Source organism: Pedobacter terrae, assembly GCF_900100705.1.
GTDB lineage: Bacteria > Bacteroidota > Bacteroidia > Sphingobacteriales > Sphingobacteriaceae > Pedobacter > Pedobacter terrae.
This window is the reverse complement of record NZ_FNCH01000006.1, coordinates 44,120-63,715: the sequence shown is the minus strand read 5'-3', so window position 1 is coordinate 63,715 and position 19,596 is coordinate 44,120. Positions and strand designations below refer to the sequence as shown.

Annotated in this window: 16 protein-coding genes and 1 pseudogene; 9 read left to right on the top strand and 8 right to left on the bottom strand. The window is 40.4% G+C overall.

Annotation, left to right across the window (positions count from 1 at the left end):
* Positions 1-42: 42 nt before the first annotated feature.
* Together BLR60_RS09410 and BLR60_RS09405 are read left to right on the top strand one after the other, a co-directional pair.
* Positions 43-1,266, top strand: a complete 1,224-nt coding sequence (locus BLR60_RS09410) for a glycosyltransferase (RefSeq protein WP_090499112.1) — start codon at positions 43-45, stop codon at positions 1,264-1,266.
* 56 nt (positions 1,267-1,322) lie between these two features.
* The gene (locus BLR60_RS09405) at positions 1,323-2,237 is read left to right on the top strand and encodes a glycosyltransferase family 2 protein (protein ID WP_090499109.1); all 915 of its coding nucleotides are present in this window, start codon (positions 1,323-1,325) and stop codon (positions 2,235-2,237) included.
* Positions 2,238-2,241: 4 nt separating this feature from the next.
* Here BLR60_RS09405 and BLR60_RS09400 read toward each other — a convergent pair whose 3' ends face one another.
* A complete protein-coding gene (locus BLR60_RS09400) occupies positions 2,242-2,991 on the bottom strand; it encodes a glycosyltransferase family 2 protein (protein ID WP_090499107.1) in 750 nt (249 codons plus the stop codon).
* A gap of 112 nt (positions 2,992-3,103) precedes the next feature.
* Here BLR60_RS09400 and BLR60_RS09395 point away from each other — a divergent pair, with 112 nt between their 5' ends.
* Positions 3,104-4,630, top strand: coding sequence for a lipopolysaccharide biosynthesis protein (locus BLR60_RS09395; RefSeq protein WP_090499106.1), 1,527 nt, complete (start codon positions 3,104-3,106; stop codon positions 4,628-4,630).
* A complete protein-coding gene (locus BLR60_RS09390; protein WP_090499105.1) occupies positions 4,627-5,361 on the top strand; it encodes a glycosyltransferase family 32 protein in 735 nt (244 codons plus the stop codon). Before BLR60_RS09395 ends, BLR60_RS09390 begins: the two co-directional genes overlap by 4 nt.
* Positions 5,362-5,371: 10 nt before the next feature.
* On the opposite strand, the gene BLR60_RS09385 is transcribed toward BLR60_RS09390, so the two are convergent.
* Positions 5,372-7,657, bottom strand: a complete 2,286-nt coding sequence (locus tag BLR60_RS09385) for an ATP-binding protein (RefSeq protein WP_090499104.1) — start codon at positions 7,655-7,657, stop codon at positions 5,372-5,374.
* A 416-nt stretch (positions 7,658-8,073) separates the two neighbouring features.
* On the opposite strand from BLR60_RS09385, the gene BLR60_RS09380 reads away from it, so the two are divergent.
* The 4 genes from BLR60_RS09380 (at position 8,074) to BLR60_RS09365 (ending at position 15,486) form a co-directional block, all read left to right on the top strand.
* Complete coding sequence (locus BLR60_RS09380) at positions 8,074-8,478, top strand: response regulator transcription factor (protein WP_090499102.1); 405 nt, start codon at positions 8,074-8,076, stop codon at positions 8,476-8,478.
* Entirely contained in the window at positions 8,478-9,680 is a 1,203-nt protein-coding gene (locus BLR60_RS09375; protein ID WP_143009053.1) for a sugar transferase, read from the top strand. The genes BLR60_RS09380 and BLR60_RS09375 overlap by 1 nt, the downstream gene beginning before the upstream one ends.
* Positions 9,681-9,904: 224 nt before the next feature.
* Complete coding sequence (locus tag BLR60_RS09370) at positions 9,905-14,233, top strand: PAS domain S-box protein (RefSeq protein ID WP_090499100.1); 4,329 nt, start codon at positions 9,905-9,907, stop codon at positions 14,231-14,233.
* A 461-nt stretch (positions 14,234-14,694) separates the two neighbouring features.
* A complete protein-coding gene (locus tag BLR60_RS09365) occupies positions 14,695-15,486 on the top strand; it encodes a hypothetical protein (RefSeq protein ID WP_090499098.1) in 792 nt (263 codons plus the stop codon).
* 352 nt (positions 15,487-15,838) lie between these two features.
* Here BLR60_RS09365 and BLR60_RS09360 read toward each other — a convergent pair whose 3' ends face one another.
* From BLR60_RS09360 to BLR60_RS09335, 6 genes and pseudogenes are all read right to left on the bottom strand, one after another.
* Positions 15,839-16,447, bottom strand: a complete 609-nt coding sequence (locus BLR60_RS09360; protein WP_090499097.1) for an alpha-ketoglutarate-dependent dioxygenase AlkB family protein — start codon at positions 16,445-16,447, stop codon at positions 15,839-15,841.
* Complete coding sequence (locus BLR60_RS09355; protein WP_090499095.1) at positions 16,423-16,671, bottom strand: Ada metal-binding domain-containing protein; 249 nt, start codon at positions 16,669-16,671, stop codon at positions 16,423-16,425. Before BLR60_RS09355 ends, BLR60_RS09360 begins: the two co-directional genes overlap by 25 nt.
* A complete protein-coding gene (locus tag BLR60_RS09350) occupies positions 16,668-17,516 on the bottom strand; it encodes a bifunctional helix-turn-helix domain-containing protein/methylated-DNA--[protein]-cysteine S-methyltransferase (protein WP_090499093.1) in 849 nt (282 codons plus the stop codon). The genes BLR60_RS09355 and BLR60_RS09350 overlap by 4 nt, the downstream gene beginning before the upstream one ends.
* An 87-nt stretch (positions 17,517-17,603) precedes the next feature.
* Positions 17,604-18,137 (bottom strand): annotated as a pseudogene (locus BLR60_RS09345) (MepB family protein).
* 28 nt (positions 18,138-18,165) lie between these two features.
* Positions 18,166-18,504 carry an avidin-fold protein gene (locus BLR60_RS09340; protein WP_090499091.1) on the bottom strand — a complete coding sequence of 113 codons (339 nt, stop codon included), beginning with the start codon at positions 18,502-18,504 and terminating at the stop codon, positions 18,166-18,168.
* A gap of 100 nt (positions 18,505-18,604) precedes the next feature.
* Complete coding sequence (locus BLR60_RS09335; protein ID WP_090499089.1) at positions 18,605-18,964, bottom strand: hypothetical protein; 360 nt, start codon at positions 18,962-18,964, stop codon at positions 18,605-18,607.
* 235 nt (positions 18,965-19,199) lie between these two features.
* Here BLR60_RS09335 and BLR60_RS09330 point away from each other — a divergent pair, with 235 nt between their 5' ends.
* Positions 19,200-19,547 carry a single-stranded DNA-binding protein gene (locus BLR60_RS09330; protein WP_090499087.1) on the top strand — a complete coding sequence of 116 codons (348 nt, stop codon included), beginning with the start codon at positions 19,200-19,202 and terminating at the stop codon, positions 19,545-19,547.
* The last annotated feature ends 49 nt before the right edge of the window (positions 19,548-19,596 follow it).

The following is a 19,596-nucleotide window of genomic DNA, read 5'->3' as shown; positions in this document are numbered from 1 at the left end:
TTGGTTTCATTAGCGGAATAAAAACACCTAAAAAATAAAACAATGGCTATTTTAAATAACAGGGATATTATCATTGTAGGGCAACAGCCCTGGGATATTCCCATTGGTAGCAATTGTAAGGATTTAGCGCTTGAGTTTAGTAAAAATAACCGGGTATTGTATGTTAATGCGCCACTGGACCGGAAAACGAGTTTATTGCAGCGCGATACAGAAGGTGTAAAAAAACGATTGCAAGTAATAGCCGGCAGGGAAGAGGCCTTTACGGAAGTTTCAGCAAATCTTTGGGTTTATAACCCGCAAATTATTATAGAATCTGTAAACTGGGTGAGGCTTAAGGGGCTGTTCAGGTGGCTAAATAAAATCAATAATGCCAGGTTCGCCAGATCGATCCATGATGCCGCCAGCCAACTTGATTTTAAAAAATTCATCCTTTTTAATGACAATGATATTTTTAGGAGTTTTCATTTAAAAGAGTTTCTAAAACCCGCTTTGAGCATTTATTATTCTAGAGATAATATTGTGGCTACACCTTATTGGAAAAGGCACGGCACCTATATGGAACCCGAACTTATTGCAAAAAGCGACCTCTGCGTAGCCAATTCGGTATACCTGGCAAACTATTGCAGGAGATATAATCCGAATTCTTTTTACGTTGGGCAGGGCTGCGATCTAGAACTCTTCAGTAATGGCGGGGCACTCGAAATACCCGCTGATCTTGCAGTGATCAAAAAGCCAGTTTTGGGTTATGTGGGTGCATTATTATCCATAAGGCTCGACGAAAAGATCCTGCTATATCTGGCAAAAGAAAGACCAGATTGGAATATAGTGCTTGTAGGGCCACAGGATGAAGATTTTAGCAAGAGCGAACTTCATCAGTTAAGCAATGTGTTTTTTTTAGGCCCCAAAAAGCCCGAAATGCTGGCAGCATATATTAAGGGCTTTGATGTCTGCCTTAATCCTCAGGTGATCAATCCGCTTACTATCGGTAATTATCCCCGTAAAATTGATGAATATCTGGCCATGGGTAAGCCTACACTGGCCACCAGAACCGAGGCGATGGACATCTTTGCAGATTATGTTTATCTGGCATCAACAAAGGAAGAATACCTGCAATTAGCCGAAAAAGCACTCGCCGAAGATAGCTCAACCCTGGCCCAAAAGCGGATTTACTTTGCCGGTACGCATACCTGGGAAGCCAATACGCGGGATATTTATAAAGCGATAATTGATGTAGAAGGTGATTTAGTAAGCTCCGCGGATGAATAATAACCCAGCGAATCTTCAAACTTCGTTTGCTAACTTTGTAAATATTTAAGTGAGATATGCCATTGACCTCCATTATCACCGTCAATTTTCATCAGGCGGCAGTAACTATAGCCTTATTGGAATCTATCAGCAGATCATACCGTGCAGAAGATGTAGAGTTAATATTGGTTGACAATGGTGCAGCGCAAGATCAGGCAGGTTTATTCGACCCCTATTTTAAAAATATTAAGTATATACGTTCGGTAGAAAACCTCGGTTTTGCGGGTGGAAACAATCTGGGAATCAGGCAGGCGAAAGGTGATTATATTTTTTTGCTGAATAACGATACCGAAATACCTGCAGGCTGTCTGGAAACGATGCAGGCCGAACTGGCTGCGAATGAGAAAATAGGGTTACTCTCTCCCTTGTTACTTTATTTCGATCAGAAGGATCTGGTACAGTATGCCGGTTTTACGCCCTTAAATTACTTCACGGGTAGAAATGCCTACATCGGTCAGTTTGAACGTGATCATGGGCAGTTTGGGCAGAGTTACAGCACTGCATTCTGCCATGGCGCCGCAGTGATGTGTCGAAGGCAGGATTTGCTGAATGCCGGTTTGATGGATGAAAATTATTTTCTCTACTACGAAGAACTTGACTGGTGTGAAAAATTTAAGCGGATAGGCAAAGAGATTTGGTTTACCGGAAAAACACACGTTTACCATAAGGAGTCTGTTAGTGTGGGAAAGGAAAGCCCACTCAAGGTATATTTTATGACCAGAAACAGGATGCTATTTATCCGCAAAAACACGGGATGGATAACCACCGTGCTGTTTTCGCTATATTTTTGTTTTATCGCCTGCCCGAAAGCGGTATTGACCTATCTTGCCAGTGGAAAGCGCAATTTGGCCAGGCAGGTATTCAGCGGCCTCTGGTGGAACTTTACACATAAAAAGCATAGCAAAAATCTGGGAATAACATTATTCCGGTAACGGCTCATCTTAATCTTTTAAGGCTGGCAGAAACAGCATAGCGCCCCAGCAGAATTGCAGACCGGAAAAAATTTATTCCCTCGCTTTCTCTGAATATTTTCCAGGTATAACCAATTGCTTTAAGTTTGTTGGATGAGACAGAATTTTGTCTTACCCGGTAATAGACGAGCGGTTGGTTAATGCCATAGCCCTGTCCGCACTTTTTTAGCAGTTGGAGTAAAAAGATCCAATCTTCATGGCCTGCCCGGCTAAATTTAATGTCGCCAATGGCACTTTTTAACATCATGGAAGTCGAAAATATTACTACGTTGTGTGCAAGCAAGGCATTGTAATTTACGGTACGTGGCACCGGAATCTGACCAGATATTATTTTGCCTTGTTCATCAATGCGGTTATAGGCACAGAATGTAAGTGGCAGAAGCTCTTTTTCCATATAGCTGACTTGCCGGCTAAGTTTATCTTCAAGCCAGATATCATCACTATCCAGAAACGCAATATATTTGCCTTTAGCTTCTGCCAGGCCGATATTTCGTGCGTTCGATACGCCTCCGTTTTCCTTTAGTGCAACCAGGCGGACGCGGGGATGCCGGCTAGCAAATGCCTCAACGATATCGCAGGTTTCGTCGGCCGAACGGTCATCTACAACAATAAGCTCCCAGTTTGTATATCGCTGGGCAACCACCGCATCAAGCGTTTCTGTTATAAAAGCAGCTGAATTATAGCATGGGGTAACAATAGATACAAGTGGCTCCAATCTCTTTAGGTTATTTCTTTTCGTTTGACCAAAATAGCTAAAATTTTATGATAATACATACAGACCCCGATGATATTCAAATAAAAACCATTACTTTAGGGCAGCTGTTGATATGGATAGAAGACGTTTTGTTGTTAACCTGGTCTCCAATTTTTTTAGTGCACTTTCAGGTGTAGGGATATCTTTCTTTCTTACCCCTTATATTGTGGCGCACCTCGGTAAAGAGGCTTATGGTTTCTTTCCACTCTCCAATAACTTTGTGATGTATGCAGGTATTATTACAACTGCATTAAACTCCATGTCTAGCCGGTACATCACCATAAGTCTCGAAAAAAAAGACATCAGGGAAGTGAACGTCTACTTCAATTCCATCTTGTTTGGTAATATGCTGATATCGCTTGGCTTTATTGTATTAAGCGCATTATTCTGTCTGTTTATCAATAATATACTCGAGATCCCTCCACGCCTTTTTGATGATGTGCGGTTGCTGTTTGTTTTTATTCTCTTTAGTCTTATCATCAATGTGTCCTCTGCTGTTTTTTCGGTTGCTGCATTTGCTGTAAACAGATTCGACAAACTCGCCTATATCAACATTATATCGAACGTGGTAAAACTTTGCGCAGTAGCATTCCTGTTTTATCTTTTTAAGCCTAAAATTTACTTTCTGGGTTTGGTAACTGTGTTAACTGCAATTTATATGTGTGTGGCAAATTACAGGCTTACAAAAAGATTACTGCCTGATGTAGTGATTGATCGATCACTCTTTTCATGGAGTGCACTTTCACTAATTGCGGGTTTTGGAATGTGGAATTCTATTATCGCCTTATCGAATGTGATTAATACACAACTGGATTTATTAATTGCAAATCACTTTTTTGGGGCCTCAGGCATGGGTTTCCTTTCATTAACCAAGTTTATACCCAATGCCATTTACATCCTGCTTGGAATAGTTGTGCCTATATTTCTACCCGAAATGCTAAAAGCCTATGCCCAGGAAGATTTGGAAAAACTAAAAAATACACTCAATCTGTCATTCAAGGCTATTTTTATGGTTGTGCTATTGCCTCTGGCTGTATTTTTTGTTTATGGAGGAGATTTTTTCCGGCTGTGGCTGCCTACTCAAGACTCGGGTGCACTCCATCTGCTATCGGTTATAACCCTGCTACCCTTTATTGTTCATGGCACTGTAGAAACAGTACATCATGTTTTTATCATCACTAATAAATTGAGGATTGCCTCCATCTGGGGGATTTTTATCGCTGTATTAAATTTTGTGCTGGTCATATTACTTTGCCGCTACAGCAGCCTGGGAATATACGCCATACCAATTGCTGCAGCAATAAGTGGCGTATTTAGTCACCTTACTTTTACACCCATTTACGCGGCGCATTGCCTCAATGAGAAAAGGAGTTATTTCTTTTTAAAGATTATCAGGGGATTAACGGGTTTTATCTTTTTAATTGCAGTTACTTATGGCTGGAAAAGAGCTGAGCTGATTACGGTTAACTCCTGGTTTACATTTATCCTGAATTGCATATGTATAGGTTTTATCCTGCTCATCATTACCTTGTTTATGCAGTTTGATCTGTCGACGCTGTCAGATGGTTATAAAAAGATGCTAAAAAAAATTAAGTTATGATACCAAAAGTAATCCACTATTGCTGGTTTGGAAAAGGGGAGAAACCTGCACTTGTGACCAGCTGCTTGGCCTCATGGCAGAAATACCTACCTGATTACCGTATTGTGGAATGGAATGAGGAAAATTTCGACATCAATAGTTACCGGTACAGTGCAGAAGCTTACCGGGAGCATAAATTTGCTTTTGTATCTGATGTGTGTCGCTTATATGCGCTAAAAAGCACAGGCGGGATTTACCTCGATACAGATGTGGAGTTCTTAAAACCACTGGATAAAACAATGCTCAGCAACGTGGCGTTTACCGGCTTTGAAGATAATCTTTTACTTTCTTCTGCCATTATGGGAAGTGTGCCAGATAGCCGATGGATTAACGATTTGCTGGCTTATTATGACAGCAGAAGTTTTTACCTGCCCAATGGAAAACCGGATACCAGGCCAAATACTGAAAGTATTACCGCTTTTATGAGAGAAAAAAAAGGACTGCTGTTAAATAACTCATTTCAGCAGCTGGATAGCTATTGCACCATTTTTCCCAGTGAATTTTTTAGTCCTAAGAGCTGGAAAACGCTTAAGATCAAAGCCACCGCAAATACGTATTGCATACACCATTTTGCGGCCTCATGGATTGCTAATTCAGATTACAGCCTGATGGGTAGATTGTCTAACCGGCTGTTAGGTAAAAGGATTTCCGATTTTTTAGCTAAAATATACAGGAGTCTCTCCAGACGCTAGAATTCACGGTTTATCCACCATTCCTAACCGCAATTTCTTCATTCAGTTCCGACATTACCTGGTTAAGCACATTATTTACCGCTGCAATCATTTCAGCCAATTCTGTGGCGGAAACATTACCCTCTGCTGCAGCTTCAATTTCTCTTATGGTACGTTGAAGTGGTAGGATAGCAAGATGATCGATGGTAGACTTCAGTTTGTGAGCCAGTTTTGATAGCTGCTCCAGATCGCCTTTTGCACTGGCCTGGTTAAGCTGCAACAAGGTATCGGGTATCTGCGCACAGAACATTTCGATCATTTTGGTCACGAAATCCTCCCGTCCTTTACTGATTGTGCGTAAGCCATCAAGGCTGTATAACGGTAAATCGTTATCAGGAGCCACAACAGCGTCGGCAGTTTTCTGGATCCAATTGTCGATCAGGTTAACGAGTAAAGTTTCATTTATCGGCTTGGTAATATAGTCGTCCATTCCTGCCGCTATACACTTCTCTCTTTCACCTTCTATGGCGGAGGCGGTCAGGGCGATGATTGTTCCGGTATAACCGCGTTTCCTGAGTGCTTTGCTGGTATCATATCCGTTGAGTACGGGCATCTGAATGTCCATTAAAATAATATCATACGCTTCATCGGTCAACATATCAAGGGCTTCCTGCCCATTTTCAGCAATCATAATCTGTGGGCCGTAAGCCAGTAAGATCGTACTGGCCACCAGTCTGTTCATTTCGTTATCATCAACAATGAGGAATCTGCGGCCTGCAAACAAATCTTCATGATGATGTACCGATACTTGTTCCGGTACATCTGCCAATTGTCCTTTTTGTAACCTGATGACAAAAGAAATTTCAGAACCCAAACCTTTCTGGCTTTTTACCTTGAAGTATCCGCCCATCTGCGAGACCAGTTTTTGGGAGATACCCATGCCCAGGCCTGTACCACCGTACTTTCGTGTTTCCGATTCAAACTCCTGACTAAAGTCGTCGAACAGATGGCTTAAAAATTCAGGATCCATTCCTATACCTGTATCCTTAACCAATATTTCGATTTCCTGGTCATCTGGTGTATCTTCCAGCACAAGTACTGTTAATTCTACGGAGCCTTTCTCTGTAAACTTGATGGCATTGGTCATCAGGTTTAGCACTACCTGTGTAATCCGGTAAGGGTCGCCCATTAAGGTAGGAGCTATGGTACCATCCTTAGGCGGAAAGTAATTTAGTTCCAATCCGCGCTTAACAGCCTTATGGCTAACAGCCTGTAAAACATCATCGAACAACACAGTGAGGCTGAAGCCGATATGCTCCAGTTTAAGTTTACCCGCATCAATTTTGGAGAGATCTAAAATATCATCAATTATAACCAGCAAACTTTCTGAAGCGGTCTGTATAGTTTGAAGGTAGTATTCCTGGTCTTCCGTGAGTGTAGTTTTAGATAGCAGACCCGTCATGCTCATGATGGCATTCATTGGCGTTCTAATCTCGTGGCTTATATTAGCCAGAAACATTGCCTTAATGCCGGCTCCTTTTTCTGCATCTTTTTTAGCTGTTATGAACTCCTGCTCAAAACCCTGATGTCCGCTGAAGTCAAAACATGTAATTACCCAGCCGGTGTTTTCATTTCTTTCATTATATTTCAGCGCACGTCCTGCCAACCATAGCCTTTGTTTACCCTGTGCATCGGTGAACACTACCTCCTGTAATCCGGCATTTATCTGATCCGAATACACATCATCTTTTGAGAAAAATTTGTTGCCAAACAATAGATCGGGCGTTTGGTTAAGCATTAAGGCGATTGCATATCCTGACATTTCAGAAAACCTGGCATTGGCATATCGTATTCTGCCTTCCAAGTCCATTTCTATAAATCCAAAACCCATGTTTCCGACAATTGCATCTAAGTAATGGACATCCGATGACGGTATCGTTTTTAATAGCGTGTTCCCTGGTATATCTGTGGTCTGCCTGGCATCCTTTTCGTTTTTAGTCTCGGTATTATACTCATCATAGCTTTCGCCTGCGAAAAAGTAACATTCCAGACCGCCGGGTCTTTCCCATCTGCCACGGATCTTTCCACCTGTCTGCCTCACGCCAATAGAAAGGTTTTCTATATCGACTAGCAGGTCATGCAGCATGGACTGCGGGAGATCAAAATGAACGGTCAGGTTTTCGTATTGGCACTCTCTACAGATACTTTTCAGCTTGTCACCGATATGTAATATCTTCATATTCTGGTCAACCAGGATAAAATAAGGGAAGAGCCTGTTTAGCTGGACGTAATTAAAAGATAACGAAAGAGTATTCATGAGGTAAATTTAAATATAGGCTAAATTTATAAAAAATAAGGAGTTTTAAATAGAATCTAGGTAATTTCTGCTGATATCCTGATTGTTTTCGACTATTATTAAATATTTAGTTAGTACATCTTTCCCGACAATATGGAATAATTTCATATGCAGGTCAAAACATAAGCGGATTTTAGGCTGTTAGTTAAGAAAAAGAGCTAAAGGTTCTTAATTTTCCTGATAAAAATCATACTGAATTAATAGGTTTTTTTTATAATTGTATAATGGCATTAACATCATCAGATTTAGACCACAGTTTCACAGTTGGTTTCTGTCTGTAGTTAGGACGACCATCGGAATAACAAAACAGATTCTTTTGAACTGCCTTGTGTTCCGTTTAGGACGTTCGTTTGTAAATGCGTTAAATACGTTCCATAATGACTCAAAATACTAATCCCAAGGCTCGTTTACTCTTAGTTGAGGACGATGAATTTATGCAAGCGATACTGGAGGAAATTCTTGCGGCAAACTACCAGATTGATATCAGGCCGGATGGATTAAGTGCAATGGCATTTCTGCAGAGCGGAAACATCCCAGACCTGGTTATATCAGACCTCAACACGCCCAATATGAACGGGCTTGAATTGATTCAGCAGCTTAAGATCAGCGACTTCTTTCGAACCTTGCCGATTATGATTCTGTCTGGTGAGGAGAGCTCGGATAAGCGTATCAGATGCCTGGATGCCGGAGCAGACGATTTTGTTATCAAACCCTTTAATCCTGCTGAGCTTGAGGCCAGGATTAAAATGGTATTAAGGCGGGCCGGCAAAAATATCTCGTAATGGAAAATGCAGGTAAAAAAGAGCGATTGGACAATCTTATTATTGCACTTGTAGGATTCGAAACGGGTTTTCAGCAAGTTGACTTTGATGGATGCGACTTCAACGGCCTGCAGATCGCCCGCTTTGATAATGGATTAAAGTTGGTAGAGCAGTGGACAGAGAAGGCTTTGAATATCGGAGCAATCATTTCCAATAGTGAAATTCTGTCTAACGGAGGTTTATCACTGCTTCAGACGTTAAAGGAGAGGCAAATGCCTGATGTTCCCTTTTTTCTGGTAGTAAGGTATTTCGATTTAAATCTTAGGATATTGGCATTGACAGGTGGAGTTGCTGATGTTTTTAGGTTACCTATCGATAAAGAGCGCCTCGAAAAACGGCTCGTTTTTCTTGTCAGGAACTGGCCTTCAATTAAAAAGGGAGCAACCGTGGCTGTAAGGCCTGCATACCGTATCGGGTTGGCTAAGAGGCTCTTTGATCTGTTTTTTGCCGGAATTGCACTTCTTCTGTTAATCCCATTGTTTATACTTATAGCCGTACTGATCAGGATGGAATCCAGAGGCCCGGTATTTTATTACTCCCTGCGAAGCGGCACTGGCTTTAAGGTATTCCGCTTCTACAAATTCCGCTCAATGTACGTAGATGCCGATCAGAAGATCAAAGACTTAAAGTATCTGAATCAATATGATACTAACCAGGATAAAACGGAGATCCGCAAGGCAGAGCCTGATTTGTGCAATACATGCCGGCCTTTGGGGAAATGCCAGTACCCGGTGTATGCTGATGGGGCACAGTGGTGTGAAAAGGATGATGCCTATATCCGTTCGCAGAAAAGTGGGTCTGCTTTTTTTAAGATAGCAAACGATCCAAGGGTAACCAGGGTAGGTAACTTTATACGCAACACCAGTATTGACGAATTGCCGCAACTTTGGAATGTGATAAAAGGAGATATGAGCATTGTCGGCAACAGGCCGCTGCCCATTTATGAGGCAGAGAAGCTTACTACAGATAAATATGTATTAAGGTTTGCTGCCCCGGCCGGCATAACAGGTTTATGGCAGGTTGAAAAGCGCGGAAAAGGAGAAATGAGTGAGGAAGAACGCCTGATACTTGATAATACATATGCCCAGAATCAGAGCTTCCGGAATGATATCAGGCTCATACTAAAAACCATACCAGCGCTTTTCCAAAAGGAAAACGTATAGGTCCGATCAAGGCTTCGCGAGTATCCCCAATGCCAGATCGTGTAAGGGAAAATAAAATTCACAACTAGGAGGAATTTCGATATTGTATTCAACTATTTTTTCGATCTTTAAACTCTGACCATCCGTTTGATACACTCATAAAGCATTATCATCCATAAATTTGCTGGTATAAAGTGCTGGTAGCAAAACATCTCCGGTGAGTTTAGAAAGTAAGTATTCAGGAAATGAAAGAAGATCAGGCGGCACATTTAAGACGATCCTATAGTGATGATATTATAGGAAAAAGCCGGGAAAAAATTTTTGACAGAATAGTAGAAATGGCTTCCCTCGCCTGTAACAGCCCGGGTTCGCTGATTTTCTTTTCTGATGGCAGTAGCCCGTGGACCAAGGCTGTTAGCGGACTTTCCGAAAGTGAGCAGGCGACTATCTCTGGTTTATTTGATTTCCTGCTGGATTATAATGAAACTTTAATGGTAAACGATATCACTTCTGACGAACGTCTTCCAGAAGCCGTAATGCTGGTTGATAGAAAAATCGTAGATTCCTTTGTGAGTGTTCCGTTAAAAAATAACAATGGTACTGTTCTGGGGGCACTATTGGTGATGGATGTTAAACCTAAAACACCCACTGTTGAACAGCAAAAGATACTCAAACTGCTGGCAGATGAAATTAATGATCTGATTGAGCAGCGGGTTAAGACGGCCGAAAACAAAAGTATTGAGCATCTTTTCGAGCAGTCTGATGACCTTATCTGTATCCTAGATCAAGACCTTAATTTTAAGCGAGTTAACTCCGGTTTTGATACCGAATTCGGATGGTCAGCTCAGGAGCTGAAATTGAAAACGCTTCTGGATCTGGTTCCTGAGGCTGAGCTTGAACAAGCCGAAATGATCTGGGAAAAGTTAAAAAAACATATTCAACAGGATGATCCCACACACCCCTTAAACATAAAGGGTGGGGGAGTTAGAATGATCGAATGGACAGCCACGGTTGGGGAAAGAGAAGGGGATATATTCGCTATCGGCAGAGATGTAACGGCTGAAATAGAAAAGAATCAAGCTCTAAAGGTCAGTGAGCAAAAACTGAAAGCATTTTTTGAAAGTTCCCAGGGACTAATGTGTACGCATGATATCCAGGGAAATCTCATCTCGCTTAATCCGGCAGGAGCAAGATCCCTTGGTTACCGCAGAACAGAATTGTCAAAGAAAAGCCTTTTTGATATCGTTCCTACTGAAAGGCATCCTGGTCTGCGCCAATACCTAACCGACATTGTGAGCGTGGGGCACTCATCCGGATACATGTATATTAAGCGGAAAACAGGTGAGGAACGCCTCTGGCTTTATTCCAATATGCTCGAAAAAGATCTTTATGGTGAGCCATACGTGGTTGGCAATGCGGTAGATATTACAGATCAAAAAAAGCTGGAAGCAGATCTAATCCATATTAAAGATCTGTTGGAAGAGACCAGCGGTTTGGCAAAAATAGGTGGATGGGAGCTGAATTTGAAGGAACAACAACTTCATTGGTCAAAAATAGCCCGTGAAATTCATGCCGTACCTGAAGAATTTGTACCAACGGTGGAAAATGCCATCGCTTTTTATCCTCCAGGCCCCAATAGGGACAGAGTTCAGGAAGTGGCGAATAATTGCCTGAGTACAGGCAGGGGATGGGATGAAGAACTTCAGATCGTTGATTTTAATGGCAAAGAGTTATGGGTGAGGGCTATAGGTAAAGCGGAAATTGTAAACGGCCAGCCCGTAAGGATATATGGCACGATGCAGAATATTGATGAACAGAAACGGGCACAGCTTGCAGTTATAGAATCCAAAAAATTGCTCGATAAAGTACTTTCTGCAGCCACCGGAGTGAGCATTATTGCGACAGATCTTGATGGCATCATCACTGTTTTTAATAAGGGCTCGGAAAGGATGCTTGGATACTCGGCGGAGGAAATGGTAGGTCTTGCTAGCCCATTGATGTTCCATGATCCAAAAGAGGTTTCGGAGATCTGTACTGATTTCAGTGCCCAATCAGAAAACGAGGTTGTGGGCTTTGGATTTTATGCGCAATGTGCAAATAGCCCCGAGAAAGAAAGAATTTTCACCTTTATAACAAAAGATTCAAAAAGGTTAAGGGTGTCCTTGTCCATTACCTCTATAAAGGATCGTAACGACCAGATAATCGGTTATCTGGGTATATCGGTAGATGTTACACAGAAAGAGGCCATCCAACAAGAACTTGCTATTGAAAAGGCTTTGTTGATCGCTTTTATCGAGAATGCACCGGCATCGGTGGCAATGGTTGATAACGATATGCGGTTCCTGAACGCAAGCAGAACATGGATTAAAGCTTATACCAGAATTGAGGGTAATATTAAAGGTTATTCTTACTATGATCTTTTTCCGGGACTGTCACAGGAACGGAAAGATGTGCATCAGCAGGTCTTGAGGGGCAGGACTGTAAAAAAAGATGAGGACGTTTATACGAATCCGGAAAGTAAAGTAACTCAGCATATCTCCTGGGAAATGACTCCCTGGTATAAAGCAGATGGAGCTATTGGCGGAATGATGATTTTCACCCATGATATTTCCGCTGCTGTTCAGCATCGTCAGGAACTTACGGCAGCCAGGTTGCGCGCCGATATTGCCAATTATGCCAAATCAGAATTCCTCGCCAATATGAGTCACGAGATCAGGACTCCTCTTAACGGCGTGATCGGCTTTACTGATCTGGTATTGAAAACTCAGCTCAACAGTAACCAGGAGCAGTATCTTAAAATTGTTCATCAGTCAGCCAACGCACTATTAGGAATTATAAATGATATTCTCGATTTTTCAAAAATAGAGGCTGGTAAGTTTGAATTAGATGTAGACCGCTGCGACCTTTATGAACTGGCTTGGCAAGCCAGTGATATTACGAATTATCAGATCCATACCAAAAACCTGGAAATGTTATTGAACCTGCATCCTGATCTACCCAGGTTCATCTGGGCAGACGCGATGCGATTGAAACAGGTTTTGATTAACCTGCTAGGTAATGCTGCAAAATTTACAACTGCGGGAGAAATTGAACTTAAGATAGAATCATTGCAGCATGAAGGTAATACTCACCTGTTGAGATTCTCGGTACGTGATACCGGCATAGGCATTGCTAAAGCGAAACAGCAGAAAATATTTGAGGCATTTTCTCAGGAAGATTCCTCAACAACCAAAAAATATGGAGGGACCGGCTTAGGTTTAACGATCTCCAATAAGCTTTTGAATATGATGGAGAGCCGTCTTAATCTTAAGAGTGAGCCTGGCCAGGGCAGCACCTTTTATTTCGATGTCAACCTGCAGGCCGAGCAAGGCAGCCTGATTGAGTGGATGGGAATAGAAAACATAAGCAGGGTGCTAACCGTCGACGATAATGATAATAATAGAAAAATCCTGACCGAAATGCTTGCCCTGAAGAACATTGTTTCTGACCAGGCCAAAAATGGTTTTGAAGCACTCCAGTTGCTTTCTTCAGGAGAAAAGTATGATGTTATTCTACTGGATTACCATATGCAGTATATGGATGGGCTGGAGACTGCCGCCAAAATTAGAGAGAACTTCTCTTCTGGTGAAGCGGAGATTCCGATTATCCTGCTCCATAGCTCTTCAGATGATGGTAAAATTATCAAGGCCTGTAACGACCTTCATATTGATAACAGACTACTCAAACCGATTAAAATGAACGACCTGTATCTTGCATTAACGAGGGTCAAAACGAGGGAGACATTCGATCTGGACACGCAGTTGCCTACCGAGGCTTCAAAGCACGACGGGCATAGATATAGATTTTTGGTGATTGAAGACAATGCTGTAAACAAGTTCCTTGTTCGTTCGCTGCTGGAAGAATTGCGTCCCGGAAGCACAGTAGTGGAAGCAGAGAATGGCATTTTAGGCGCGAAGATGTACAGCAGTCAACCTTTTGACCTTATTTTTATGGACATACAGATGCCCGAAATGAATGGTTATGAATGTGCCGAAAAAATAAGATCACAGGAAACCGACTCAAGGGTTCCCATCATTGCACTTACTGCGGCAAATTTGATTGGAGAGAGAGAGAAGAGCGTTGCCGCGGGCATGGATGATTTTATTACCAAACCAGTGCTTGAGGAGCATATCGCAGTTATACTGGATAAATGGCTGGTGAGCCCGGCGGATGATGGCAAGAAGGGGGATGTCGGTGCCAAAAAAGCTCATTTTAATATCGATAAATTAAACCTTTATTTTAAAGGCGATCGTGTAAAACTGGCAAAAATCATTGCTATAATGATCAGACAACTTCATGCTGCAGCAGATCAGTTGGATAAAGATATTGAACCGCAGGATTATGATATGCTCATTGCTTTAGCGCACAGGCTTAATGGAATGTCTACCTCCGCGGGTCTGGAAAACCTGGCTGATATAAGCAGTAGACTTCAGACCATTCCCCCGCATGAATTTGACGCTATATTAGCGTTGGTAAAAGTGCTAAAAGCAGAAATTAACGAGGTTATCCCTCTACTGGAAACAGATGTGCAGTAGACAAAAATTGCATCACGATTGAAATTTTCGATATATTCTGAGAAATCAGAATTTGCATCCGGTCTAGTAGTGGAATGTTTTGGTGTAACCGGAAATGGTATTCACCCGGAAAGATAAAACCTTAAACTTGGCTCTGGAATCAATTTTCATATAAGTGACAAAAATAGTGGTGCAGTAAGGAAACCTGCATATCAGATTGCACTTTTATTTCTAGCGAGAAAATTCGGTGTGTTTGCCTTTAGTGATCTGTTAATCAAAGAAGCGAATTTAGTTGGCAGTAGTTAATCCGGATGGTAGGTGATGCCAGAATTGTGGTCCTGATAATAAGGAGATAATCGAATAACGGTATGAAATGCGATCTCTTGCACTTTTCAAACAGTCGCCGTAATTTTCTGGTGACTAAGTTAAAAGAAAAGCGATAAAGATTATAAATTAGCGAAAATATATAAATAAGCTATAACATGAAAATTACGCTTTATGCACTCTTATTATCCGTTGTTTTATTTGGCTGCGGAGGCAATTCGGAAAAAACTTTTAAGGCACGCGCATTTGCTGCAGGTGATGATTTCAATGTGTTTCCAAAATCAGCAAAAAACATATTGACCATCGTAAAAACTGATTCCGGAAAAATGGCAGCTGCCGATCGTTTTATCATTAAATCTAAGGATACAGCGATTATTATAGATGATGCGCCAAATGCTGAAACAAAGAAATTTAAAATAGCTTCTTTTATCAATACACAAAAAACGGCGGTATTGGTTCAGAGCGATAATGGAAAGGATAAAATGGATCCTTTTTATATCATTTATGTAAATGGTGGAAAAACGGAAGTGGTGAGCTTAAACAAGCCATCAAAAGGTGCTGAAGATAAACAATATACTAACGGATTAGAAGAGTTAACCAGAAGCAATTTGTTGGTGAACAATGATTTTTTTATCACCACAATCAATTCTAGGGTTTACCCGATTAAGCGTCAAAAGGAAGATGAACGTATCCAGGGAAAATTCTTTATGTATTCTAGTGATAAAACCACATTGGCATTTTTAACGGCAAATGCCTTATATCAGGTAAATACAAAAACCGGAGAAACTTTTAACCTCCCTTTACCAGTATCGCTAACAAATCAACCTGAAACCCTTGTTGGTAATATTCAGAGAGATTATACCTGGGTAGCAAATAAGAACGGAACATCATTTTTAAAGAAAAATGCCGATGATGACCGTATTGTGGATATTAAGGAGTTTAAGCATTAAGATTTTTGTAAGTTACTGGCTATATTGTACCAGTCGGTAACGTTATCAAAGTATTATCAGTATCTTTTCAAAGAGTTTTGTTACGGAAACAAGAAGACTTTTTTCTTCAATGGTTGCCATTGATCAGTCTATAATGAAACTTGTCATTGCGGGGAGAAACGACAGCTTTCCCGACCATTCAGGGAAGCAATCTTTCATGCTGGCAATTCTTAAGATAAAGATTGCCTGCCTGCTGAAAAAGTCTTCTCGCAATGACTATACTTCGCCATATCGCTGTAAAAATCATATGTCACTTGTACTGATTTCATACAATACATTATTTTTTAGTAATTGCTTCAATTATTCATATCGATTAAACCACCATTGTTCTAAAAGTGAGGTTTATCCTGGGCATACTTACCTTTCTGGTGGTGGGTAACCGGTGCAGCCAATTGGTTTGTGTTTCATCTTTCATCACCAGTAAACTTCCATTTTCTAAAAACAGGGTTACCGTTTCTTTAGTTTTTTTATGTTTAAATAGAAATTTTCTCTCTGCACCAAAACTTAGCGATGCAATGGCAGAATCTTTTGCCAATGCCTTCTCGTCATCACTATGGTAAGCCATTCCTTCATCACCATTGTGATATAAATTGAGTAAACAAGAATTAAACGTTGTACCTGCTTGTTCCTCTGATATCTTTTTCAGTTCCTGTAACTCCTTTGTCCAGGGGAGAGCCATTTTTGATTTATTAGAGTAGGTATAAGAATAAGCTTCATCCCCATACCAGGCTACCTTTCTTTTAGTAATGATATGCTTGCCCATAATAAAGGCTTCGTCGTTTTTCCATTCAATCGTTTTCATCAGCACATCAAAATAATGGTTGGCTTCTACATGCTGGAATAATTTGCCATAATAATTCACTGTGCCGTCGTATGGGAGCAGATTTTTGTCAATATCTATTGTGGTGTTGAATAAATCCATTGTTTGTATGTTGTTTTTAAGCAATGTCCACACGGACGATAGCCCATGTTGATTGCTTCTTCTTCAGAACGGAAAAACACACGGTTTTCTTTCTTCATCCGCTTTCCCGATCTACATTTGAGTAGTCCGTAAATTTTTAATCTGGCATTTCCACCTAAGCAAATATCTTTGTTTTTAAAATGCTTTTTTAATTCTTTAGTTGAAATAGCTACATGTTTAATCATATACCCATGTTATCGGCTTTTACTGCTTCCCAACCAATCATGGCTGTTTTTCGGTTCACTCCCCAGTGGTAACCACCCAAAGCCCCGCTTGATTGTATTACCCGATGGCAGGGAATGAGAAAAGCTACTGGATTATCGCCAATGGCAGTACCTACTGCTCTTGACGCATTCGGATTTTGCAGTTGTTTGGCAATGTTGCCATAAGTTACCAATTTGCCCATAGGGATTTTTAATAATGCTTCCCAAACCTTTAACTGGAAGCCGGTACCTTTTAAATGTAGTTTGATCTGCTGTAATTTGCTCCAATCGTGACCAAAAATAGTTAAAGCATTTTGTTGTTCCTCATCCCAAACCTGTTGATATTTAGCCGTTGGGAACTGGTATTTTAGATTTGCCAAAGCAATATTTTCATCTTCATAAAATGCGATATGGCAGATCCCTTTTGGGGTGCTGGCTACGATGATATTTCCAAACGGACTTTCTGCAAAATTGTAATTAATACAAAGCTTTTCGCCGCCATTTTTATATTCGCCGGGTGTCATCCCTTCAATATTTATAAAAAGATCGTGCAGCCTGCTCGTTCCGGATAAGCCGGTTGCTAATGCGGTATCGAATAAACTTTGGTTTTTTTTCAGCATTTCTTTGGCATAACCAATGCTGATGTATTGTAAAAAACGTTTAGGGGTAGTACCCGCCCATTCGCTAAATAATCTTTGGAAATGAAAGGGACTTAAGTTTACTTTTTCTGCAATTTCTGCTAAACCGGGCTGTGTTTTGAAATTTGTTTTGATATAGCTGATGGCTTCAGCTATCCGGTTGAAATTGATTTCTTCTTGTACTTTCATGATCTTGAATAATTAATATTCAAAAGTAGTTTGGAAAGATAGAACAAACTATCCGAACCTTGCTAAGTTTAATCGCGTTTAATATCCTTATTTAATTTCGTTGCAAATTAATTTCGCTGCTCTGGCAAGATCTGTATTTCCATTAATGTCTATCTCAAGAAAATAGGCGGCTTGCCACTGTTGGGTTTTTGCTGCCTGCTTATTGGTTACTACATCCCATGGTGCATAAATCCTGATCCCTCTTTTACCTGCTGTACCATTTGCAGTGATAATTTTATGCTGTGCCAAAATCGCCTTTCAGAAAATGAACTGTCCTGATCGATCAGCATCATTAACAGATATAATCAAAAGGTCAAATTCATCCTGATCAGTAAAAGGAGCCGTAATTCCTGCTTCATTCCGTTTCCAAATGGTTACAAATTGTCCCGCTTTGGTTGGGGTGATTTTAGAAAGGCGGTGTTTGATTTTTAGTTTATTTAATTCAAAAGTACAGGCGCTATATTCCTGACTTTCATCTTCTATTTGCAGGTTGCTTATTCGATAACCTAGCTTACTGTAAACTAAATCAGTTGCGGTTCGTAGTATATATGAAATACCGTTTGGTGCATTTTCGAGCAGCATATTTAACTTTTCTATGTAAAAGAGAAGCTTATTGTTCTTCAATAACGGATTGTCCTTTCGATTTATCTCCTGATGTCCATTGCCAGGTTTCATGAAGTCTAATTTTGCCGTTGGCCAATAACACTGGCTTTGAGCTACAGATGCCGGTCATTAATTCACCTTGTTTGTTTACCTGATGATAGCGTATTTCGATGTTTCCATCATGATCTACCAAGCCAATCAAATGACCGGAAATAATTTTTCCGCCCTCATATTCGGCAGTGAGTATATTTCCTGTTTGTTTATATCTAAAAATGGTTTCATTCAATGTTTCGCCATTTTCCGTATTGTTTACAGGTTTAAAAATCTTATTATCGTAATTTATCATAAGTGGATAAAACTAATCATCTCAGCCTGAATAAAAAAATCCAGATACCAAGCCTTTGTAGGCTTTTGGTATTTAGTACAAACCAATTATTTCCAATAGCTTAGCCCAAGCTTTCTTCTCTTTTGACCAACAGGTAGCTATCATCATTTAACATTAAGTAACCGTATTCATAACAGAAAATATAAGTGTTACCATTTTGGGTTTCGTACCTGGAGGTATAAAATTCAAAATTAAAGCCCGCTGAAACCAGCTTTTTACTGATAACCTTTGTTTTACCGTTTGGATTAAGCGCAGCAAGAATAGCACGATTCTTTTTTAGGATGTTATTTACCCTTTTAATCACGAGATTATCCTCAATATTTAAACGATTGTTGTAATTGCTGCGGCAAGAATCATCGCAGTATTTTTTATCTGCCCTACCTTTTATCAGGCTTCCGCAGTCTAAGCATAAACGTTCCATAATAAGTTCTTTTTTTATTATGGGATGATGATCTAATTTATAAAATAAAACCGTGAATAAAAAAATAAAATGCCATAATTGGGTTTCCAGGGTGTATTATCCGTGTATAAACGTTTATAAACGGCTATAAATGTTTACCATCCGACTAATTTTCGAAGCCGTTTGCAATTTTGTCCTGTCGGTTGTCGGGTTGATGACTGTTCGTTAAACATTTAGAAACTTAAAATTTAAAATTATGGAAAGTGCAGTTAACAAAGTAGTATTGAGCGGATTTGCAGGAGCAGATGCAGAAGTTAAAAATTTCGGAAGTCAAAAATTAGCAAAGGTTAACCTGGCTATAAACGAAAACTACAGAAATTCTTCTGGGGATGAAGTAAAAAGAGTACAATGGTTTAATTTAATTTTCTGGAATGCGAAAGCTGAACTTGCAGAAGCGCAGGTTAAAAAAGGTACAGCTTTAACCATTGAAGGTCGGTTACAAACCAATAGTTATGATGGTGCAGACGGGAAAAAGCGCTATGCAATCGAAATAGTTGTTGGCGATATCATAATTAAAGAAAAAGAAACAAAACAGGCCTTTTAGCTTATAGCTTAATCGCATCATGTAGATAAACAATTTACATGATGCGATT